Origin of the sequence: Lysinibacillus sp. Y5S-8 (genome assembly GCF_036894365.1) — a bacterium.
In the GTDB taxonomy this organism is placed as follows: Bacteria; Bacillota; Bacilli; order Bacillales_A; family Planococcaceae; genus Lysinibacillus; species Lysinibacillus fusiformis_D.
In genome coordinates, this window is the sequence record NZ_CP145889.1 from 1,516,531 (window position 1) to 1,538,577 (window position 22,047).

The following is a 22,047-nucleotide window of genomic DNA, read 5'->3' on the forward strand; positions in this document are numbered from 1 at the left end:
TTTTTATGCTGTAGACGGATAGAAACGCCAAAGTGACGGATAGAACCTTTGATATGAAGGATAGAAATGAGAAAATGCTGGATTAAGCCATAGAAGTGACGGATAGCACCACTCTTGCTTTACTTTTCCTCATTTTGATCGCGTTTGGTTTGGCGTGAAATACGCAGTAAATCAAGTACAAGCAATACGACAATGATATAGAAAAGAGGGCTAGTAAACGATAAACCGATTTGCGACTGGCCACCAAGCAGTGTTAAAACAATCCATAAACCAACTGTATACAGCGTCAAACCAATATAGGCTTTTTTGGACAATTTTTTATATCTACCTTTATCGATAGCTAGCTGTATGATAACTAACACGACTAATAGAAGAAGAATGATTTTTTTAGTTAAGACTGCTGCAATCGTTGTGTCAGGGAAAAAATCATTCACGAATAATAATGTGAAAAATACTAGAATTAAAAAATTTAAGATCGTTGAAAGTTTCATGCCATATCTCCTTAGTTGCCAAAATTCTTTTCTATTGTAACATGGTTCAGTTAGAGAAAAATGAAATTATGATATATTGAAGCGAAAATTATGTATGGTGTAGGAAATATTAATTTTTATTGAAAGAATCATGATATCTTTTTAGCATTGTCGCAAATTGCTCACGTGTTAAGAAATTTTGAGGATGAGTGCCATCTGTAATACCTTTATTTCTTAACCACTCCCACGCAGCATTATGCATGTTTGAGGTTTTTCGAGCAGGGATAATAGCTTGCTTTGTTTTTAAAGCCTCCTCAAGCTCTTTTATTTTACTGAGTAATTCTGTATATTGTGACATTGTTAGTTCTCCTTTATTAGCTAAGATAGTATTTGTTAAAGAAATAAATTTCATCGGATCAATAGCATTTGGCTGACCTTTTGCCCATAGGCCGTCATGAATTTCAAAATGAAGATGAATCCCGTATGCTCGACCAGTTTTACCCATCACACCAATTTGCTGTCCTTGCAAAACTCTTTGACCCACATGAACACAATACGAATCTAAATGTGCATAATTCGTTTCGTAAGTTTTGCCGTTAATGATATGCTTAATCATCACTACATTCCCATAGCTACTTAACGCTTGGGCACGACTAATGACCCCTGTAGCACTAGCATAAATTGGGACTTTTCCTGTTGAAGCAAGATCAATACCTTGATGCCATTCTTGTCCAAATCCTATATTTCTCCAACCAAATTTGCTTGTTAATCTTGCATCTCTTACAGGACAAATAAAATTTACCATTATCGTTCATCTCGTTTCGGTTTTTTATACATTAAGGCACGTGATGAATCACTTACGCTAGCTGTTGTTGGATCTAAAATGGCATTATATGTACTTACGGCCATTAAGGCTAATATATATGGATTAGAAGCTGCGTTGACGATCAAGGTCCAAACACTATACCAAGATGTTAAATCAGCTCCTGTGATACCGTAATAAGCGAATAGAGGGGTAATGATAGATAAGCCCAATGTAATCCAAAATTGAGGATTATAAATGCGAACTTTCCAATTGATTTTCATAAATATCAAGTCCTTTCCTATAGACCAAAAGTTTTTAAAATGAAAGCACCAATTATTATCGTGGGAATGAGAATCCACCAGTGAAGGTATTGTTTTATCATATCGCTAATTGAAATATTGTCCTTAGCCGTTTCATGTTTTAAATCGTCTTCAATGCTGTCAACACGTCTTCCTATATCTTTGACGTCTTCTTGTAATTCAACTTGAGACATATTTAATTTTGTTAAATTTACGTTGATGTTGTTAAAAGTTTTATCCATTCTATTCAATTGTATTTGCTGATGTTTATTCATTTCTTGTTGTTGTTCAGATACTAATGTTAAGCGATACAATAATTCATGATTACCCTCTAATTTTGAAATTCGGTTTTCCTGATTCTTTATTTCCACTTCCGCACTAGCCAATCTTTCACCAAATTTTGCATTTTCCATGTAATCACCGACTTTTATCTAAATTAAAAAAGGATAGATGATGAATCCATCTATCCTTTAAAGTATGAAATTACTTAGTCATCTCACGAGCATTGAGTAATTGGATATCTTCGAAAATTTCACAAAATCTATCGTAGAGCACCGCTTTTTGACCTGTAAATTCTAATTCACAGTTCAAAATAATGTTTTGTAAAGTTGTCAGCATTTCAATTTTATCTGCCGTTTCTTCCATAATGAAATCTTCGTCCATCATTAACATAATTTGCATTTGGGCTTCTTTTTCTGCTTCTTCAGAAGGGAATACAACAACCTCTTCTTCTTTATTATGTATTTCCTTTGTATCTGTAACTATTTTGCCACTTTCATCTTTTAAAGCGTAGTCATTAATTAGCTGTTGTCTTTCCATTTTAATAAGATCTATTTGATCTTCCAATAATTTAATGAATCTCGTGCGCATTCTTGATTCCTTGCCTTTGAGAATTAAATTAAAAAGAAAAGATTGTAGCTCTCCGATTTCATAGTTTTTCATCATCATATTTTTTATACTCCCTTTTTACATAATAAATGCGTATCCAGACACTGTACCATTAACGATAATTAATGTTGTCACATTATCTACCATTAGAATACGCGGTTCAATAATAGTTGGTACCTCATAATTAACCCATGTTGGAATGTTAATCTCAGTATGTATTAAACGTCTGTTTACAGATATTTCAGCATAAACTTGTGACACAATTTTAATATCAATTACCGTATCAACTTGGGTGACAGATTTTATATCAATTTCAGTGGAAGCATCATTAATGTATTTAACGAAGATTTCTGTGTCTTTCTCTGCTTCTTCATACTGTTGCACAGTTAAAACTACATCAATACAAGGCTTCGTTACAATTATTTCAGTTACAACATCAGATTTGATATTCGCTTCAATTTCTGCCAAAATATCATTTCTATGTTTTACTTCAACTTCTGCTTCAATTTTTAGTTTTGAGATATGAATTACAGTTTGAAGATTACCTGCTTTTTCAACTTTTGGTGTGATTTCAATAGCTATTTGGGGTCTATTAACACAAATTTCAGTATTAACACGAGAAACCCAAATATCGTTAATATCAATTTCTGTGAACACTTCTTTTTGTCCGTATCGAGGAACACTGATTTCAACGTTAATTGAAGGTCTTGTTACTGAAACAGTTGTATCAACTGTATTATTGTCTTTTCTAACACATGTGATTTCAGCTAAAGTAAAAGGTTTATTAATTGTGACTTCAGCTAATTTTCTACTAACAAGAGGCCTTCTAGCACCAACTTCAACTAGAATCTTACTCTTATCACGAATTGCAGAAATGATTTCAGTCTCTACATAGGGCTTAGTTGCGATGATTTCAGTGAGAACCTCAGCGTCTATGGGAACTTCGGCTCGGTGAACATAAATTTCAGCTATAGTTTTTTCTAACTTGAATACTGAATCAACAGTAATTTCCACTGTTTTATCGGCATTATTTTTTCTATATGCAAAAATTTCAGTTAAGTGTTGGCTTCTACCTTGAGAGAATATTCTTGAATCGAAGTATTTTACAATTAATTCAGGTGGTGAAATGGTTTCTCTAGTATAGAATATAGTCTGACCATATTCGGTTTCATTAGATAAACGTATAATAAAGCCATTATTAATTTTTTTGAGCGAAACCCATGATTCAACAATTTTAAGTACATCAAATTCTATGTATCCAAGGTTTTTATTAATAGTGAAATCGTCTGCAATTAAATCAATAGGGATTGGCCTATTCAGGTGAGTAATGTTCGTTTCATACCATTGGCTATTGGCATTTAAAATTTCTAGCTTAATGTTCTGGGGGACTGAACCTTTGTAAAATAAGCGCAAATAGGATTCTTTTAACACATAGGATTTATTGATGGAAGATAAGTCAAATTGAACAAATGAGCGCCAAATATCGTCTTGGCTACGTCCAACAACCATTGATGAATTTTCACCATAGTTAATAGATTGGTAAGACACATCTTCTCTTGTGAAAGCGTCTTGAGTAGGATTAAACACATCTGTAACGATAGGTGGTTGTTGCACTTCATAGATAGCCCACATTCTATTGTGAGGAGGTACTTCTATTTCAGTCTCTAAGAAATTATAACCAATTGGTTGAATTTCTGTGTAAATATCGGAGTTTCCACGATACATGATGTTCAAATAAGTATCTTTTTGAGAAGTATCTAAAGCACGAGAAATAAGTTCTGTTTGTGTAAAACTTTCTCTTTGGGGTCTTGCAATAATTTCAACATCATGTTCTAGTTCTCCTACTGCAATAAGTTTGTATTTTGCATTAAAACGGTTGTTAGGCTTCACCTCAATCTCAGAAAATAGACTTTGCCTTCCAATCCCAACTATATCAATCTCTGTATCAACGGAGCATTGATATTTAGGATTCATTTCTTTAAATATTAAGTTTGAATCTTCTTTGAACGAGGAATTTTTAAAATCTCGATCCTCCATAAATTCACTTCCTATCACATTGTATTGTGATTAGGCTTTGTCTGCTCTCACGATTATGTCAAATGAACCGTTAGCGTCAGGCGTTGAACCTAATTCAGTTTTTAATCGAATGAAGAATGACATTTCTTCGTTATTTTTTAGTACACCACCTAGTCTTAAATCTGGCTGAGGTGCGAAAGGAGAAAGACTTGTGCTAAATTCACATGTCATTCCAGTAGGGAAGTCTGCTGTGTTTGCATACAAGTGAATATCCTTAATGTCATAGCCATATTGGTTTTTAAGTATAACCTCATGCTCAATTGTAGTTTGACCTGCGATGATGATACCAAAATCAAGATATTGAAGAACTTCACCGATTTCACTTGAGAAGTATTGACCATAAACATCTTTGAACATAAGACCTGAATATGATCCCATAAACTGCGTAGACCAATAATCAGTAGTACCAAAGAAGTCTTGGAACTCTACTTTAAGCGTGTTCCAATCATCAATTTTAATATCCTTACTACCAATTGCTAATTCAATATTCTGAGGGGATTCACCTAGTTTAGTAAAGCTTCCATCAGAAGGGTAGTAGTAACCATTGTTTAGTAATACACGATATTGAACACGCGTTAAATCATCATCACTTAACACGCCTTTAAGAACATTAGCGTCAAATGAAATATCAATCTTAGCAGTAGTATTTAAAATATATAAGCTTGTATCTGCAATAGTTGTAGTATCACGAGGAAGATAGTCTTCAAATGAAATTGTCTCAACAATTGTTTTGATTGTGTCACGAGGATTATCTGTTATAAACATACCAATATTAATATATTTACTAGTCCATGTTCTCCATTGCATATCAGTGATATTGTTTAAGTCTTTGTAAGTCATACCTGTTGACATGATTGTTTGTAGATTTGAAGTATCAGCAACAACAAATCTCTTATCTTTTTTATCCCATACATACCATTTATCAGGTGTTTCTCCACCAACAAAGTAACGAGCTTCATCACGATAGGATTGAGAAATATCATGAACGAACACATTATCTAAAGAGCCATATAAGCGTTTAGGGTTGACCAATTTGATGAATTGAGGTTGTGGTACAGCTTTCATATCAAGCACCCTTTGAGCAGTATCAGAGCCTTCATCCGTCCATGTGACAATTTCAAAGTCACCTTCAATATCATCTATAGGCGACCAATTAGCTTCAAGGATTAAATCAGCATTTGTTACAGCTTCATCATCTGTGTAATAAAGAACCTCAACACTTTCACCAAATTCATCATAAATATCAAAAGGCTCAACGTTTGTTGATACAATAATATCTTCATTAGACTCTGTATAAATGGCTACTGTAGGTAGTTCACCAATATAGTCATAAACACTATAAGGCTCAACACCTGTCTCTACGGCAATCTTAGTAGTGTCTGAATCAGTGTAGTAAATTGCTTGAGCTGTATCACCTAATAAATCTTGTGCTTTGAAGCTCTCTTTGTTCAACACAACAGATGTGAATTGCTTATCTTCAAAGTCAGACCACATAATCACTGACTTATCCCCTGAAAGTTCTTTCCATTGAGCTTCTGTGATATGGTTTAGGTTGTTCATACCAAATTGAATGAAATTTTCTTCTGTTGGTGTTGTTAATTGCCATGCAGTACCATTATGGTATTTGTAGTCTGAGTTGTGTTGAACTAGGTATTTATCAGGGGTAGGGGAGATTACTCTGCTGTAGACTTCGATTGAGTCTAGTTCTCCTTTAAAATATCCAGAAGTAGATAAGTTTGTAGGTAATCTTCCTACAGTGAAAAGACCATTAGTAGGAACATACAAATACCCTAAATTACCTTCCATCAATGAGTTATTCATATTGTCAACATAAACTTTAAATAAGCCTTGTTCATCCCAAGTTACTAGAATGTCAGACCATTTATCAATTTGTACTGCGTTTGGTGAAGTTATCTGTAAGTCCCAAACTTTGCTTGTTGATATACCAACATTCAGCTTCATATCTACACTAAACCAAATTTGAAACCCGATACCTGCTGGATTTCTGTTGCTAAAAATTATTTGAGGGTCTGTGTTAGTTTTAGGCTTGACTTTCAATCGAACGCTTCCTACTGAGCTATTTATGATGGGATTATTAAAATCCACATATTGATTAGTTCCATTAAAACTCATAGCAGAACCTTTCCCATTCCAACCTGTTACACGAGTAGGAACATTGTTTAAAGTTCCTGTATATCCACCAATTGAATCCATAACATTACCACTAGCTTCATCAAACCCGATAAAGGATTTACCATATTTACTTAAATTATCTTTACTATTAGCCATTGTATTGACCTCCAATATTTTTCCATATTAAAAGGACAACCAAATTAATAGTTGTCCTCAATCATTGCTGTTTTAAAATCAGTACCAATAGGAATTGTAAACATTCTGCCTTTTCCTAATACTGATTTACTATTGCTCACAATCTCATATTCAGTTGTAGGCTTAGTAAAATCAATTGGTGGTCTATCGACTGCTGAGTCAATCTCTCTAACTACTCCACCTTGAGCTAACATCATATATTCTGTTGTGTTAGGAATCTCTTTTACACGAGTTGTGTTAGGGGATAAAACAAGGTTTTTATTGTCTGTCGTTTTAACGACTAAGCGTTTTTGAGTGAAATCAGAAGGGGATAGAGCTTTATTGTAAATTTGTAAATCATCTATCTTTCCAACTAGAAATTCTCCCGTTGTTGTCACTGATAATAAAGGATTCATTTTTCCTATAAACAGGTTTCCGTATGCAAGTGAATCATCAATATTTATAAAATAATTATGAAATTCACCATTAATACCTATTTTTAAATGTGCCTTTTCATTTATTCCTGTGTATGAAATGAAAATATCGTTCCATTGGTCATAATTCACCTTATTAACTGAGTCAATAAAATAAGTTGCATTATTTTTTCGAATAATGGGACGTATGCTATCATTACCTAATACTAAAGAGAATCCACCACTTGTGTTGTTGATACTACAATCAATTAGTCTTCGTGTTGCATTGCCTTTCATTACAGAAGAAGGGAAAAGCTTAAATCTAATCGTTTTTTCTCCAACAGGAATAACAGGGCTATTAAAAGAAATAAATTGTGGGTTTCCTGATAATTCAATAGCAGAACCTTCTCCATTCCACCCTTGAGTTCCTGTAGCTCTTGTGACTGTGCCAATATAGTTATTCAATCCCAATTTATCATAAACATTACCACCGACTTCATCAAAACCAAACCATGCGACACCATATTGTGCCATTAATTGCTCTGTAGTTGCCAAATTAATTCACCTCTCTTTTATAGCCAAGTTTTAATTCGGCAATTCTAAGATAAGTAAAACCATTGTTACTGCCAACTTGCAACTTGAAAATAGAGTAATTTGCGCTTTGATTTAATAAATATGTTCTTACCTCTCCCAATTTCCAGTTTGTTTGATTGTTAATAGTTATTATTTCATCAAAATCAGTTCCATTATTAGAACCGTATAATATAAAATCTTTTGGTTCAGAACCGACAGATGAAGAATAATCTCCTGATGTTATACTGAACATATTTACTTTAATTTGTTTGTTAAAATTAATTTGAATCCAACCATTATTAACTCCAGACGAAGTTACCCACGAATTTGTTTCTCCACTGATAATAGCATTAAATGCTTTGAACGGAGCGTAGTTCGCATTGTATTCACTACTAGCACTTGATACCAATGGAGAAGGAGCAGTATTAGAAGTCATTCTTGTGTCATACCAAGTGTATAAAGGCTCAAAATCCTTGTTCTCTACCAACTCTTTGATACTCAAAGTATTAATTACCCCAATATCTTGTGTAAACACTTTACCACTTGCGTTAGCAACAGGGTTTTCGTTAAAGTACTTATGTTTAGTGAAAGGTACATCTAATTGAATATATCTACCTTGCTCAATACCATGCTCAATAATGCTTTCAGTTGTGTTATCAGGAAGGTGAATAAGAGTGTTGTCTGATAGGGAATAATGTTTCGTATTAGTTGAATTTGGATTATGGATTATTAGTTTCTCTCTCTCACGAAACAACTTTAGTTGATTTATACCAAAAATAGAGGTTGCAAAATCATTGTTCTTTGTTACTAATAATCTATAGTAAGTAAAAAATTGCTGATTTTTTAATCCGTAGTATTTTTCTTCTAGCTTAGAAGTCCAAACAACACCAATTCTCTTGTCTATTGTTTCCCATACTGAATTATCATTTGACCCTTGAAGCTCCCATTCAGTAGGGGCAATAGCTAAATCGTCATTATTAAGATTTCTTGAAGTAACTGAGTAGCCAACTACTTTATAGGATTTTGTAAACTTGTAGCCAATGTATTGTGGTAGCGAAGAATTAGATGTGAAATTTTGGTTTAAGCTATCATTGAAAGCGTAAAAATATTCACTTGTGCTTGTCCATGTTGAGCTACCAAATGCTTCTCCACTAGGCTGAGTATTTGATGTCATTATTGGTATTGGATTTTTTTTCATATAACTAAATCCTTTCTTGTTGTATTAAGAACAAACAAAAAATCAGCACTAATTAAAACTAATGCTGAGTGGTTTTTTATCTACTTTTTTTACTAGTAGTCCACTTGTGGTTTCTAAATCATTTTCTTGCAATAAGTATTGTTTGCTACTCAATAATCCACCTACATGTGAATTGCTATAACTACCATATTTTGGAAAAACATATTGTGATAAAGAGTCTAGCCTTAATAAACTTATAGTGTCAATGTCCTTCCAAAATTGAACTTCATTGATAGAAAGGTTGTCAGCTCCATTTCCATAGTAAATGTTTTTAACATCTATTCTATAGAATTTGTATTTTATATTGTTATTAAAACTATATTGTACAAAACTAGCTGTAGTATCGTTGGGGTGCGTTCCTGTATATAAGACACTCTGTTCTCCTGAGAATTGTCCTGTATTCGAAGCTTCAATTACAAAGTCTTTAATCGCTTCATATCCACTGTGGTAAAATGAGAAAATGCTAAATCTATCAATAGATACAGCGCTGTTAAACTCATACTTAATCCAAGCACTAGGAAGACCTGTACTAGACCAACCGTATGATGAAGCACCACCTGAGTTCCCATCTATTGTTTTTTCAGGGGTTAATCCACCACTAGCAGTAACAGACTTTACATACTTAGATAAGTTTTCTGTTGTTGCTTTTTGGATAACCGTAGGGGAGTAAATCTTACTATTTGCTTTAAGTAAAATTTTTTCTGAGCGAATTTTACTAGAACCATCAAATGTATAAACCTCTCCATCAACCATTTTTAAAATATTATTTTGATTTGTCTTAAATGTTTTTGTATCATAGTTAAGGGTGAAGGACTGTGTACCTCCAACCGAAGAACTTCCAACTATTCCGATTCTAAAATCTTTAATTACCTTCCCTTGTGAATCAATTAGGTCAGTCCAATTAGAGAATTCACTACCATCTTTGTTCCAACTGAACTTCCCAACCAGTCCTGTTAAATCTAGGAGAATACCGTAAGTTGAGTCAATTGTGACAGAGGTGTTGGGAATAGGATATAAAGCGTTAGTAAATTGACCTGAGCTAACCCAACTTTGATTAAGAGTAGTAGCAACACCTATTGACTTATAACTTGGTGAATTTTCAGATAGTAGCTCACAATAAAATATGCCATCACCTAAAGTTCTAATTCCTTGTGTAGTAGCACCTCCAAGATTAGAGACACTTGTTCTTAAAGCTCCATTGCTCCAATTACCATCAATTTTAATGACCATTTATCTCACCTCAACTCTAATTGACCTAATGTCAATGGATTTCTTTAAATCAATTGTTCCACTAAATACCTTACCAACTTCACCAACATCTAAAATGTCACTTTTCTGTGTCATTGCAGTAGGTGGTTGGGCTTCTACTCTACGGTCAAGTAGGGGAGATAGATTGTTCATACCTTTTTCAAGGAATTGCTGTGGTTTAGGGAGAGTATCTGAAATCGCTGTCCATCCCTTAGCAAACTCAACCTCAAACATCTCTAGTTCGCCAATAGCAATGTATGTTGAATTACCATTGTTGCTATAAATATATATTCTATAGTGTTTATAAGCTTTGTTATTACTGAAAGTGAAAGTTCTTTTCTCAGTTGTTCCCCAACCTGTTGAATTGTTTACAGTGTGCAAATTTTCCCAATCTGTGCTGTTGTTTGAGCCTTGAAAAACCCAACTCTTAGGCATCCTTGCAGAACCTTCTGCGTAGTTGAATGGAACTAGTGAATATGTTATTATAGTTTTTGGTAATTTGAACTCATAGGATAACCAACTATTAGTAACTATCCCTGAACTAGTGTGCCAAGCGTCAATATCAGATGAAGCATAAGCAGCATTAGTTTTGTTGAAAGCTTTATAGGCATAAGCGTAATATGTTGTTCCACCCAACTCACTACTAGCTCTTGCAATACCATCAGTAGAGACATTATTATCAGTCAAAGTAGGTATAACATTTCCTGTCAAAGTTCCATTACTGTATTTTTTGTATAATCCCTCATGGTAAATAAAAGATTTGCTATCATAAAGGATTGATTTTTTTGAGTGGTAGGTAATAGAAGCATTTGTTGGGGTACTGGTTACTTCATTTTTAGAGCCTGTGGCTTCATCAAACAGGTCATACATAATTAGTCCACTTGTGTTTGAAATAAGTTTTCTTTTGTTTTTATAGCTTTCAACAATTTCATCCTGAGTTAGTTGTCTATTCCAATATTTAGGAAACTCAACTATGGCATGATTACTTTGCCCTATAGTGAGTTTGTTAACATTTCTACTTTCTGAAAGTATGGAAGTGCTTGAATAATCAATTACACCATTGATATATATATTACAACCACTTCCTCCCATAGTAACTGCAATATAATGTACTTCGTTTTTCTCTAGTCTCGTGCTTCCGTAGTAAATTGAACCTGAATTTCCATAATTATTTACCGCATGTCTAACGCCTATTCTACCTGTTGCGTCAATAGCTATTTCTGCAAGAGTGCTACTTCTGTTATCACTAAATAGGCGAAATGCTTGTGAAAATTCATTTGTTAATTTAATCCAAAACTCAACTGTATTTGTACTAGGAGTTGATACATCATACTTAATAGTTCCACTTTTTATAGCTCTTGTCTCCATTTTCTCACCTCTTACTTATCAGTAATATACAATCTATCAATTTTTATAAAATCATTACGAGTAATTTTCTTTTTGTGTAAACTACCTAAATTTGACCAATTTGAATCTAATTCCTTGTCATAAATGTAATCATGTTTAAGATTTAATGACGTTGTTCCTTCCTCATAGAAATCTAATTCTCCTACACCTGCATAACTGCCACCATTTACCTCAGAAAACTTAATTCTGTAGGCAAGATAGCTAGTCCTTTTTGACATTGGTACTTCAAATACTTTATCAGTGTATCCTGTAGTCCAAACCTGATTAGTCTGCTTATCTAAGTCAATCCAAGTTCCATTAGTGCCATCTGTTGTATCATTTGAGCCTTGTAGAACCCATGACTTAATCATTGTTGATAAAGCATTGCAACTTCTAATCTTGTATTTAGAAGCTACTACACCTCTTTTAAAACAAAAACCTAAATACCCTGTTTTAACTCCATTAGCAGAGCAATATCCTTCATTTCTATCTGCTTTGTCAAATGCGTACCACGCCTCATATGAAGAATTATATCTTGTCTCAGCAAATGCATAACCTTCTGTTGACGAAGTGTTTGATGTTAATTTAGGGACAACATATTTACTTACTCTTATTTCTTTTTCCTCAAGAAATTCATTAATATTGAAATCTGATTTAGCAATAATAAAAGTATCAGTCACAAACCCTGCAAACAAGTCAATTCTAACCTGAATGTACTGTTTAGTTTCAGACTGTATAGTTCCATCTTCTGCAATAGCAACCCAATCAGACCAATCATAATTATTTGATGAAACCCTCGTTAACACAGCGAATGAGCTTGCACCTGTTTCTGTGCTGTCTGTAAACACTTTCTCAAAGTCTTGAAAAATATCTCCTAAATCAATTACATCAGAAGTCCAAGAACCTTGCTCTACATAGATAGGGTTTCCTTCACCATCTACATCAATATCAACTAACTCTAAAAAACCTGTGTCTTTGTTGATTTTTGTTTTATCGTGTGTTCCAGAGACACCAATAGATAAACCTATTTTTTTCTTCTCTGTATTGCCACCTATAAGAGCCATATGAGCATTTTCCTTTCTTATTATTAAATATGTATTATATTACCTTCTTGTCTATCTCCTGTATCTATCGACTCAATACCATCAATGAAGTTAATAAAACTACCACTTACGTTTGTAAATGAATTATCTAAAAATAATACAATTAGTTTCAAGTTTTTAGGTGATTTAATTTCTCCAATTTTAGCGTTTAATCCTTTGCTGACAAGATTGTCTATTAGATTTTTAAGTGAGTATTTCCCTGTGTCTATTGTGTAGACTTTCTCATTAGCAGATTCAAATAAAGATAATTTATTGTTAGTCGTTGTTATTTCTAAGGAATCATTTTTATTAGGTAGATGTAACCAAAATCTTTTCATCATGTTTTTCCTCGCCTGCATTAGTGTTTAATTGTCCAATTTATCTGACCTGCTCTATCGGCTTCCAAAGGGGCATAAAAGCGTTCTACTTCAATACCTCTTGATTTGAATACTAAGTATCCATTCAGGAGCTTGTTGGAAGTTAGCTTTATCTCCATACAAGCACTCTCATTAAAAGGAAGTGAAACGAGAGGTTGAAAGAATAGCTTAATATCATTTTTCTTGTAAATTGTTTTGTAGCCAAAATTAATTGACTTTAAGTTTGATTGCTGAATACCTTGCACGTTATTGTAATCAGCGTAAGCTTCTTTATATGTAATAAGGTCTTTATATTCAAAGTTTGTTGTTAAATGAAAAACTTCTCCATTTTCATCAATATAATCAATTTCAATTCTTCGACCATTCAGGTTGAAAGAACCATCAGACATTTCGAAAAAAAATTTCATTCCTTGACCAAACAAACCAAAACGAATGACCTGGTTTTTCTGAATTAAATAAAAATCATTCTTCTTATGCGTGAGAAGGTCATACTCGGCATAGTTTTTACCATTAGCATAATCAGCGTTCCAGTTGAAGGGAATAGCGATTGCTTGAGTGTTTCTCAAATCTTCGAATAGCATTTTTATCAATCTCCTTCATTGCATTGAAGTTTTTCTTTTTAAAAAAAGGGTAGGGGAGAAGTTCCCTTACCCTGTTAAGCTGTTATATTATGTCTTGAATCTTTTTAAACATAACGATAAGAAACACGTTGAACTAACAGGTTTTTACCTGCTGACGCTGTGATAGGCACATCTGCATACACAGAAACCTGAACGAAATTACCGCCTGCTAAATTAGCATTATCACCATTAACGTCAGTGTTGTTGGCTAAACCGAGAATCTCTTTAGCATTAGGAGTCTTGTCGATTTTGATAGCCACATATTCGACACTGCCATCAAAAACAGGACTTCCTTCAACAGTCATCCATGTTGTTGGCTCATTGGTATCCGTTGTACCTGCTTTAGTGACTTTATAGATGAAACCATTACCTTCCGTTGGTTGAATATAAGTATCTAATGTTAAAGTTTTAGAAGCAGACCAAACTTGAGCAGTAGAAGCGTTCACATTTGTTGTAGTTCCGTTTGTACCCAATTCTTTTGTCCCAGAAGGATTTTTTGTACCTACGCCACCTTTACCAACAGCTGTGAAAGAGGATTCATTCAATGAATCAACTCTGACATGGAACCAGTTATCACGAACAGCTTCAACAATATTTCCTGTTGAGCCCCCATCGCCACCATTTCGATCACGAGTTGTAAAAACAACTTCTTCCATTTTAGAGGCATCTTCTGATTCGCCTCTGTTATTCCAAATGTAGAAAACCTTGATAGCTGATTGTGAATCAGCGTCGACTGTACCATAGTTTACTGTTTGTGTAACTTCGCTTGATTTTTCATTAGTTCCTTCATACCATGAAACCACAGGTGCTTTTGTCATAATTAAATTCCTTCTTTCTAATAAATTGTTATAGGATATAATTGATCTCTTCAAAAGGATCATTCTATTGCTACTTTTACATTCACCGATAAGTTTTGTGCATCTACAGAAAAAGAAGGGATGTATAGTCTAAATACATCTCCCTTCTTCACTTTAGTATGTTTTAACTTATATGTTTTCATATCAAAATAACTATTTGCTTCGATTATTACTGGACTATCCGTTATATCTACCCAATCTTTAAAATTTGAAGATTTTTGTATTTGAATAGGCGTAGACTGTATTCCTTTAGTAGAAGCTAGTGCTTTTACATCAATAACTTCGCCGTCCCAGTCAAAAACTACATGTGGATCTTGGATTCCTTGCAAAACATCCTTTGGAATAATGAAAACGATTGTTTTCTCATTGACAAATTCAGTTATATTTTGAACCTTAACGAATTGTTCTTTACTCATTAATCCGTTTATTACTTCGTTGGCTAATGGCACATTCCCACCTAAGGCATCGATAGGAATCCATGCCTTTCCATTCCAACGATAACGTATACCCGTATCATAAACCTGTGTTGTCCACCCAACTTCAGGGTAGGGGAATTTTTTTACAATGTCATCATATGTATTAACGAATGGCTGATAAATTAAAACGGTTGTTTCGTATGCATCTCTTACTAGTTCGGTTGCTTCATTAGCATTATGAGCGGCAATTAAAGCCTGGTCAGTAGCATGATTTGATTCATTAATAGCAATGACCAGCTTTTTTAAGTATTCTTCATAGTTATCTGTTTGAACAATTAGTTCTTGAACTTGTATTTTGCTTCTTTCAATAATTTCATGAAGTGTCTCGGTAGAGTCCGTTCCATCATAATGTACAATTCGTGTAGAAGGATAAAGAATTAAACCTCTTCCTTTGTACACAATTGATAGGGTTTCTGCTTCTTTGGTTGCATGAAAATAAACAAAACCGTTTGTATAGTCTACATAAAATTCATTTTTTTCTAAGTTGTGCTTGATGAACTTTTCGTAGTTAATCTCAAACATACCTGAAATTCTAACCTTATACATTTCGTCTGGAATTTCTAATAAAAAAACACGTTGATTGACAACGCGAGTAATATCAAGCCGATCGATATAAGGGTCATTTGGTGTTCCTTTTCGCCAAACAATATGAATAGGGTTGTTAAACTCTAAATAATTAATAGGTAGTGACAATTTTTCACCTCCTTTCAATCTATGATTAATTGGCAAACACGTTAGAGGAACCTTCTTGTATAGAAGATGTTGTGTTTGCATGTGTTGTAACAGAATCTCCTTTTCTAGCAAGAGGTTTCCCATTCACAAATACGGTGGTACTTCCATTACTAACAGAACCATTCATATTAGAATGGGCACCACTAACATAAGACCATCCACTAGGAAGGCGATAGGAATCATTCTCTTGTGTTTTTGCTCCCGAGAAAGCAACTTCTAGACCATTTACAAAAACATTAGCTATTCCTTCATGAACGGTTCCTTCCACAGTTGCCTCAATATCTTGGTAGTCATAAGGTGAGCTAGGTCTTATTTCGATACCATAACAAATACCACCAGACCATGATCCTGAGTAATATTGACCATCTATATAACCAGGAACACATTGAACTTCATTAGGTTTGCTAACTTTAACGTGGTTACTAGCAACAGAGCTACTCATTCTATTTCCTTTCACTGATACACCAGGCATATCTACTCTCCTTAGTTAAGGTCAATACGAGTACCATTTAATTTAATGCCAGCTGTCGACATAGTAATCGTATTGCTACCAAATTTTAATTCTAATTGTGTATTATTCATTATAATACTGCCACCACCTCCTTTTATGGACACTGTTCTAGGTGAGTTAATCTCGATAGATTTTGAGCGATCTGTTGTCAGGTTTAGGGAATGCTTGTCACCATATTCATCAACATATTCTGTAAAGAAGCCCTCCTGTGTTTTATACTGTTTAGCTTTATTGTTGTTTGTATTATTCCCAGATCCACTACCCCAAATAGCAATAGGGTAGGCTTGAGCTCCTGAACCCTCAAAATACATTTCATATTTAACATTTTCCGAGGATCCATTTTTGGTGATAAATCTCAAGAATTTTTGTTTAATATGAACGTAATTATCGGAGTCAGTAGGATCATAAGTTCTTAATCTAGTAACTGTTAAATCAGAGATAAAACTATCATCTTCATCTAATCCTTCAAGAATAGACTCATCTAATTCACCATTCATAATGAAAAGCTTTCGTGCATACAAATGTCCGTCTTTACTTACCCAAAATCTAGGCTCATGATTGACATCAATCGCAATACCTTCATTAGCGTTCAGGCGGATTTCCTCACCGCTATTCCCATTAATAGTGATACCATCCTTTTCATTAAAGATAATTTTTTCACCTAAGAAACCATCCACTATTTTTAGATTGTGAGTAGTAATGTCCTTTGCATAAAGTCTTCCATCAATACCTACGTAAAATTTCTTTTGTTTATTAACATATATGGAGATAGCCTCATTAGCATTTAATCTAATTTCCTCATCATTTTTACCATGAATAGTGATACCATCCTTCCAGTCGAGAGTAATAGCATCGCCTAAGTCCCCATCTACAATTCGAAGATTTTTCGTTACCAATCCTTCAGCATAGAGGGTTCCGTCTTCCCATTTAGAATCTCCTAATGTGGCAAATAATTTACTAACCCATTGATCATTTTCCCACTTTTGTAATGCAAGTCCATTGGTTGCATTTAGATAGGCTCTATATTTACCGTCATGTCGAACAGCGATAAAACCAAAATCATTCATAATGAGATTGTTGTGATATCTGCCCATTGTGATACCCGAATAGAATAGAGAATCCTCAATTTCTTGTCGTAGTCTAGTCGCTTCATCATAGTAATTTTTAATTTTTTGCACAAAAATACCACGATTCTCAATTTGACTCGTGGATTCTGTAATAGGGTCTGTCATATCGATATTTAAGTTTGATGAATCCAGGTAACCATTGTTAATAATCTTGATGTAACTGGACATATAGTTTATCAGTTCTAAATAAGCATTTTTTAATGCATCTGTTGAATATCTATCAGTAGTAGAATGTACAGTAGGGAAGGTTTGTGTTGATGTATTAAAAGCACCTTCAATATCTGTTACATTATCTCTCTCACTTTTTATATATTTTTGTGCTTGTTGAAGGAGTAATTTATAGTCGGAGTGAATTTTATACAATTCTTTAATTAGTTCAAGCTTCTCTAACGTAGTTAATTTACCATCTGCCACAATCTTGTCTAGTAATCCAATATTAAAATAATTATTCTCAGCATCCAGTATGACTTCATCTAGATTATTTACTATCTTAATATTCTCAGCTATCATGTTTCTAGAATAGAGAGTACCGTCTGTATTAGCCCATAACACTTTTTTCCATTCTTCATCATCTTTTTTACTAACAGAAAATCCTTCACAAGTAGTTAGTGCAACTCTTGTTATATGATTCCAAGATACAAGTCCAAAGCATTCATTGGCCTGAGGAATTAAGTTTCCATCATCATCTTTTGTATTCTCAGAAACTAAGCCTACATACATTACTTCTTCGCCATGTCGATTATAAATCGTAGTTCTAGATCCTTGCGTTACCCATATACCAGACTCATCTTCTATAATTAAATTGACTCCAGAAATAATTTTTCCGAAAATACGCTCACCAAATATCCCATCCTTAGAAATAGCATGCTTCCATGACTCGCCATTATCATTGGTAATAGCAAGAAATCCATTTTGAATAACAAGCCAACTTAAAGGGTCTTCCAAATCTCTAACAATAATGCCACGTTCACTTATTTCAATCTTCTGATTATAGCCCGCCATGACAGCATTTTTTAAGGCATCCCATTTATTATTAATAATATCATTGATGGCACCGTTGTTTTCTTCAGACAAATTCCATTTCCACTTATCCATCTGAACAATAGTAGAAGTATTACCCGCTTTATTAAGCTGCTCTAACCAATTATTGTCTTCATCAAATTCATTTTCTATAACAACAGAAATACTTTCATTTTCAAAATCATGCGTAATTTCAGTAATTTTGGCTTTTACATCTACCTGCAATCTATCATACTTAACTCGTACAATATCACCTAAACCTAACTTATCCCAATCATTTTGACATTCGACGATAGATCTAAAATCAATTAAATTCATATCTAACTTGATCTTAGGTTCAAGGTATTGTCTAAATACTTCTTTACCAACTTCAATTAAATCCTCGTCATCAACAATGGAATCGTTAATATACTCTTTTTCTATTTCAAAATCTGATAACTCTGCTAATTGTTCTACCGTAAAATTATTTTCCCTAGCTAATTTTTCTTGTAAATCTTGCAATTCATTTTCAAAATCAGATAGCTGATAGCTTAAATCCCTTATAAAAGCTTCTTGCTTTGATATGTCTAATCGTTTGGCTTCTAAACGTTGAATGATATCTTGATGTTTAAGGGTGGAGGATTGAAAGTTAGCATTGGATAAATCTAGTTCATCTTCAATAATGACTCTTTGTGTGTTTAGAGCACTAAGTTTTTGTTCTTCGGTTTGAATAATTGAATTTTGTGTAGTGACCATTTCCGTTAGATGAGTGAATTTCTCTGATAAGGCTTCAACCAACGCTTTATAATCTTCTAACGCAATACACAAGCTATCTGACAAATATTTGGAATGACTAACAATAACTCCATTTTCGCGATTGAAAGGGTAGAGGTAGTATCTGTAATCTTCGAGATATGATTGACCTGTTGGATTCAAACGATGTATTGATAAACCATCTTGACCATATACTTTTAAACGGGTAATTGTATCTATTGTGTTAGTAGCTAAATTGAAAGACTCTAAATACTTACCATCTCGTATGTAGAAACCTTTATCCTTACCAATATTTTCGGGTTTATAGAAATTGATTTCGTATTTTACAGAATCCCATACAATTAGAGCATTCCAAAGGTTTGCTAACTCATAGATTATTTCTAATACATTATTTGAAGCAACCTCGTAACTTCGATAAATCTCCTCAAAGTAGCTATCAACATAACCCAATGTCCATTTCGTATTAACGGAGGATAAAATTTCAGTTGTAATTTGAGACAATGTTTTACTGATAACTTCAAATTGTCTTATATTTTTATCACTTAATTGAACACCTAGAGATAAAGCGGTATAACTAATATATTCATTATCACTATATGACTTACTCGATTCATTCATTAAAAAGTACTCAGTGATTTGTCCATATCTCAACTTAAATAAATATCTATTCTTTATTTTATCAATATTTGTATTATCAAAAGGAATACCATCTTCCATAAGGACAGTTGGTATTTTAAATGAAATCTCATTAAGTACGGAGAGTTTTGTACTGTACGTAATATCATATGCCTCACTAATCCTGGCAATTGTTTTCTTATCAGGTCTACATAAAAAGATTCTTACATCATCTGGTTTTAAATTGTAGTTTATTTCCCCTAATTTCAATAAAATTCACCTCACTCCTGTATAAAGACATATTGATGTCTAATGTCCATATCGAAATCTCCTTTTCCTTTTAGGAGATTATGACCGACCACTAATTCTAAGTACTCATCATTATGATCATCGTATCGATAAACGCCTAGATGCTGCCTATCAGAAACAATATCTTCTTTTTGACAATCAATAAACACTTCTTCATGATCAATAAGGTTCTCTATAACTAGTGTTTGATTTGTTAGGATGTTAGTGATTTCAATGCTGCCATTTCCATTCTTTTTCCTAATCCATAGTTTAGGTTTAACAACAAAGTCGCCCAAGTTTTCTAAAGATTCACAAGGGTCAAAGGCAATCGAGAAGGATTGGACAAAAGGCTTTTCATTATCTTTTTGAGCATGAAGAACAATTCTATATCTAAAAATTAATCCATTTAAATCGTTTCCGTCTAATAAGTAGTTATCGTTAAAGTTGATCGTTTTCCAATCAGTCCAATGAATGTAGTCATAGGAAAGAGAATAGAAAAACTCTACTCTCTGATTATGTATATTGATGATATTGGCAAGAATTGTTGTTAAATACTTAGATGATATATTGGATATTTCATAGCTTTTCGAAACATAAGAGCCAGTCGAATTTATCAAGGAACCCCATTTCATTCTAAAAACCCCTATTCTATTTTTCCAAATGGTCGAAACTCACAATTAGTGCCGACCTTTTTCCAAATTATATTTTTTGCCTTTCGCCATACAACTGAACCGTCAATAAATGCCGTATCATTTTGAAAAGATGACCATTCAGGTTCTAGAGGGGAGGAGTAACCGGCTGTTTCACAAATATAATAATAAGTTTTGTTGCCGCTAGTAGGGAAAACTAAATCGCCTACTTCATAATTGAATTCATTGCGCCAGCTTTTTCCTGTAACTTCTTGAAATTCTTGGTTTAATGAAGTGATGAAGGTGGGGGGAGTAGTAGAACTTTTACCATTGACCACACATTCATAAAGACCGCCATTATCTGTTGGAGGCTTTACTAAATTGCCTATACTGTAATTTTTGTTAGGCAACCACTTTTTTGCTTGAATGCCTTCTCTAGTGACTACCCACCCGATAAACGAGCCTGTAACAGGTGCCTTATTCCATAAAATATGACCAATCGGATAATATTTATTATCACTTAGATCTTCAATTGATGGGGTAGCATCTTTTAGATATTTTTCTAATTTTACAAAGTTACTACCATATTCAATAACGGTTTGTTTTATATCATCATCTTCAAACGAGGATTCAGTGGTGATATTTAATTTAAGTATATTTGTTGTTTCCATAGTTAAAATTCACTCCATTTTTTGATATTGGCATATAGTGCTCCCCAAGAATTATCAATTTTATCAATCGTTAAACCATTAGATGTAATCTTCGTATTAAAAAAACTTCCTTGTTCAAAGCTATTTATGTCATCGATAATTTGATAACCCGTATTAGAATCTCTAAATTCCATATTGTTAAATTTAAATTCGTGAGAATAGGTGTAGGGAGAATCACATCTAATACTTAATTCAACATAGCCTTGCTTTAAACCATTATGTAATAAGGTGGAATCGCCTTCTACAAGGGCATATAATACTCTATTTGGGTTATTGTCAAAAATTAAGGGTTTGTAGTATGGCTGGAATAACCAGCGAGCAATTTTTCTTATATCATGAGCATCGAGCCATTTCTCTAAATAAAAAGATAAGTTAAAAGAGAGTGGCTCATGTTCAACTCTTTGAAAGTACGGTTTCTCATTATTAGCAATTTTTTTCTCCATAATCCTCCGTCTTGGAAGAAAATTCTCTTCGAATAAACCTCCTCTCGACCATGCAATTTGAATACCCATATCTTTCGATGAAATATTGTCATACATAAAATGAAT

21 protein-coding genes are annotated in these 22,047 nt (G+C 33.6%); all 21 read right to left on the reverse strand.

The annotated features are described in order from the left end of the window. Nucleotides 1-119: 119 nt before the first annotated feature. A complete protein-coding gene (locus V6670_RS07125) occupies nucleotides 120-491 on the reverse strand; it encodes a hypothetical protein (protein ID WP_036126979.1) in 372 nt (123 codons plus the stop codon). Between the two features lie 109 nt (nucleotides 492-600). Continuing rightward, the gene (locus V6670_RS07130) at nucleotides 601-1,275 is read right to left on the reverse strand and encodes a M23 family metallopeptidase (RefSeq protein ID WP_141904013.1); all 675 of its coding nucleotides are present in this window, start codon (nucleotides 1,273-1,275) and stop codon (nucleotides 601-603) included. After that, the gene (locus V6670_RS07135; RefSeq protein WP_141904014.1) at nucleotides 1,275-1,556 is read right to left on the reverse strand and encodes a phage holin; all 282 of its coding nucleotides are present in this window, start codon (nucleotides 1,554-1,556) and stop codon (nucleotides 1,275-1,277) included. The genes V6670_RS07130 and V6670_RS07135 overlap by 1 nt, the downstream gene beginning before the upstream one ends. Nucleotides 1,557-1,573: 17 nt before the next feature. Further along, nucleotides 1,574-1,987, reverse strand: coding sequence for a hypothetical protein (locus tag V6670_RS07140; protein ID WP_141904015.1), 414 nt, complete (start codon nucleotides 1,985-1,987; stop codon nucleotides 1,574-1,576). 70 nt (nucleotides 1,988-2,057) lie between these two features. Further along, on the reverse strand, nucleotides 2,058-2,522 hold the full coding sequence (locus V6670_RS07145; protein ID WP_141904016.1) for a hypothetical protein: 465 nt from the start codon (nucleotides 2,520-2,522) through the stop codon (nucleotides 2,058-2,060). Between the two features lie 18 nt (nucleotides 2,523-2,540). Continuing rightward, on the reverse strand, nucleotides 2,541-4,499 hold the full coding sequence (locus V6670_RS07150) for a DNRLRE domain-containing protein (RefSeq protein WP_338653333.1): 1,959 nt from the start codon (nucleotides 4,497-4,499) through the stop codon (nucleotides 2,541-2,543). 30 nt (nucleotides 4,500-4,529) lie between these two features. Next, a complete protein-coding gene (locus tag V6670_RS07155) occupies nucleotides 4,530-6,827 on the reverse strand; it encodes a LamG domain-containing protein (protein WP_338653334.1) in 2,298 nt (765 codons plus the stop codon). A gap of 44 nt (nucleotides 6,828-6,871) precedes the next feature. Then, nucleotides 6,872-7,813, reverse strand: a complete 942-nt coding sequence (locus V6670_RS07160) for a LamG domain-containing protein (RefSeq protein WP_141904019.1) — start codon at nucleotides 7,811-7,813, stop codon at nucleotides 6,872-6,874. Between the two features lies 1 nt (nucleotide 7,814). After that, complete coding sequence (locus tag V6670_RS07165) at nucleotides 7,815-9,029, reverse strand: discoidin domain-containing protein (protein ID WP_141904020.1); 1,215 nt, start codon at nucleotides 9,027-9,029, stop codon at nucleotides 7,815-7,817. Nucleotides 9,030-9,077: 48 nt separating this feature from the next. Next, a complete protein-coding gene (locus V6670_RS07170; RefSeq protein WP_141904021.1) occupies nucleotides 9,078-10,298 on the reverse strand; it encodes a discoidin domain-containing protein in 1,221 nt (406 codons plus the stop codon). Next, the gene (locus tag V6670_RS07175) at nucleotides 10,299-11,684 is read right to left on the reverse strand and encodes a LamG-like jellyroll fold domain-containing protein (RefSeq protein ID WP_141904022.1); all 1,386 of its coding nucleotides are present in this window, start codon (nucleotides 11,682-11,684) and stop codon (nucleotides 10,299-10,301) included. Between the two features lie 11 nt (nucleotides 11,685-11,695). After that, a complete protein-coding gene (locus tag V6670_RS07180) occupies nucleotides 11,696-12,766 on the reverse strand; it encodes a hypothetical protein (RefSeq protein ID WP_338653336.1) in 1,071 nt (356 codons plus the stop codon). Nucleotides 12,767-12,789: 23 nt separating this feature from the next. Then, nucleotides 12,790-13,125 (reverse strand): hypothetical protein, encoded by a 336-nt coding sequence (locus V6670_RS07185; RefSeq protein WP_338653337.1) that lies wholly within the window; start codon nucleotides 13,123-13,125, stop codon nucleotides 12,790-12,792. A gap of 17 nt (nucleotides 13,126-13,142) precedes the next feature. Next, nucleotides 13,143-13,742, reverse strand: coding sequence for a hypothetical protein (locus tag V6670_RS07190; protein WP_141904025.1), 600 nt, complete (start codon nucleotides 13,740-13,742; stop codon nucleotides 13,143-13,145). A 104-nt stretch (nucleotides 13,743-13,846) separates the two neighbouring features. Next, nucleotides 13,847-14,599: a hypothetical protein gene (locus V6670_RS07195; RefSeq protein ID WP_338653338.1), complete on the reverse strand. Its 753-nt coding sequence runs from the start codon at nucleotides 14,597-14,599 to the stop codon at nucleotides 13,847-13,849. 59 nt (nucleotides 14,600-14,658) lie between these two features. Beyond that, nucleotides 14,659-15,807 carry a hypothetical protein gene (locus tag V6670_RS07200; protein WP_141904027.1) on the reverse strand — a complete coding sequence of 383 codons (1,149 nt, stop codon included), beginning with the start codon at nucleotides 15,805-15,807 and terminating at the stop codon, nucleotides 14,659-14,661. A 25-nt stretch (nucleotides 15,808-15,832) separates the two neighbouring features. Next, entirely contained in the window at nucleotides 15,833-16,318 is a 486-nt protein-coding gene (locus tag V6670_RS07205; protein WP_222423543.1) for a PAAR domain-containing protein, read from the reverse strand. A gap of 11 nt (nucleotides 16,319-16,329) precedes the next feature. After that, complete coding sequence (locus V6670_RS07210; RefSeq protein ID WP_338653340.1) at nucleotides 16,330-20,142, reverse strand: phage tail spike protein; 3,813 nt, start codon at nucleotides 20,140-20,142, stop codon at nucleotides 16,330-16,332. An 11-nt stretch (nucleotides 20,143-20,153) separates the two neighbouring features. Beyond that, nucleotides 20,154-20,792, reverse strand: coding sequence for a hypothetical protein (locus V6670_RS07215; protein WP_338653341.1), 639 nt, complete (start codon nucleotides 20,790-20,792; stop codon nucleotides 20,154-20,156). 11 nt (nucleotides 20,793-20,803) lie between these two features. Further along, a complete protein-coding gene (locus tag V6670_RS07220; RefSeq protein ID WP_338653343.1) occupies nucleotides 20,804-21,460 on the reverse strand; it encodes a hypothetical protein in 657 nt (218 codons plus the stop codon). A 2-nt stretch (nucleotides 21,461-21,462) separates the two neighbouring features. Then, entirely contained in the window at nucleotides 21,463-22,038 is a 576-nt protein-coding gene (locus V6670_RS07225) for a distal tail protein Dit (RefSeq protein ID WP_338653345.1), read from the reverse strand. Nucleotides 22,039-22,047: the final 9 nt, after the last annotated feature.

Excerpts from the sequence above, each read along its gene's own strand:
- V6670_RS07125 (WP_036126979.1), bottom strand. The coding sequence starts at position 491 with ATGAAACTTTCAACGATCTTAAATTTTTTAATTCTAGTATTTTTCACA.
- V6670_RS07130 (WP_141904013.1), bottom strand. The coding sequence starts at position 1,275 with ATGGTAAATTTTATTTGTCCTGTAAGAGATGCAAGATTAACAAGCAAA.
- V6670_RS07135 (WP_141904014.1), bottom strand. The coding sequence starts at position 1,556 with ATGAAAATCAATTGGAAAGTTCGCATTTATAATCCTCAATTTTGGATT.
- V6670_RS07140 (WP_141904015.1), bottom strand. The coding sequence starts at position 1,987 with ATGGAAAATGCAAAATTTGGTGAAAGATTGGCTAGTGCGGAAGTGGAA.
- V6670_RS07145 (WP_141904016.1), bottom strand. The coding sequence starts at position 2,522 with ATGATGATGAAAAACTATGAAATCGGAGAGCTACAATCTTTTCTTTTT.
- V6670_RS07150 (WP_338653333.1), bottom strand. The coding sequence starts at position 4,499 with ATGGAGGATCGAGATTTTAAAAATTCCTCGTTCAAAGAAGATTCAAAC.
- V6670_RS07155 (WP_338653334.1), bottom strand. The coding sequence starts at position 6,827 with ATGGCTAATAGTAAAGATAATTTAAGTAAATATGGTAAATCCTTTATC.
- V6670_RS07165 (WP_141904020.1), bottom strand. The coding sequence starts at position 9,029 with ATGAAAAAAAATCCAATACCAATAATGACATCAAATACTCAGCCTAGT.
- V6670_RS07170 (WP_141904021.1), bottom strand. The coding sequence starts at position 10,298 with ATGGTCATTAAAATTGATGGTAATTGGAGCAATGGAGCTTTAAGAACA.
- V6670_RS07175 (WP_141904022.1), bottom strand. The coding sequence starts at position 11,684 with ATGGAGACAAGAGCTATAAAAAGTGGAACTATTAAGTATGATGTATCA.
- V6670_RS07180 (WP_338653336.1), bottom strand. The coding sequence starts at position 12,766 with ATGGCTCTTATAGGTGGCAATACAGAGAAGAAAAAAATAGGTTTATCT.
- V6670_RS07185 (WP_338653337.1), bottom strand. The coding sequence starts at position 13,125 with ATGATGAAAAGATTTTGGTTACATCTACCTAATAAAAATGATTCCTTA.
- V6670_RS07190 (WP_141904025.1), bottom strand. The coding sequence starts at position 13,742 with ATGCTATTCGAAGATTTGAGAAACACTCAAGCAATCGCTATTCCCTTC.
- V6670_RS07195 (WP_338653338.1), bottom strand. The coding sequence starts at position 14,599 with ATGACAAAAGCACCTGTGGTTTCATGGTATGAAGGAACTAATGAAAAA.
- V6670_RS07205 (WP_222423543.1), bottom strand. The coding sequence starts at position 16,318 with ATGCCTGGTGTATCAGTGAAAGGAAATAGAATGAGTAGCTCTGTTGCT.
- V6670_RS07215 (WP_338653341.1), bottom strand. The coding sequence starts at position 20,792 with ATGAAATGGGGTTCCTTGATAAATTCGACTGGCTCTTATGTTTCGAAA.
- V6670_RS07220 (WP_338653343.1), bottom strand. The coding sequence starts at position 21,460 with ATGGAAACAACAAATATACTTAAATTAAATATCACCACTGAATCCTCG.
- V6670_RS07225 (WP_338653345.1), bottom strand. The coding sequence starts at position 22,038 with ATGTATGACAATATTTCATCGAAAGATATGGGTATTCAAATTGCATGG.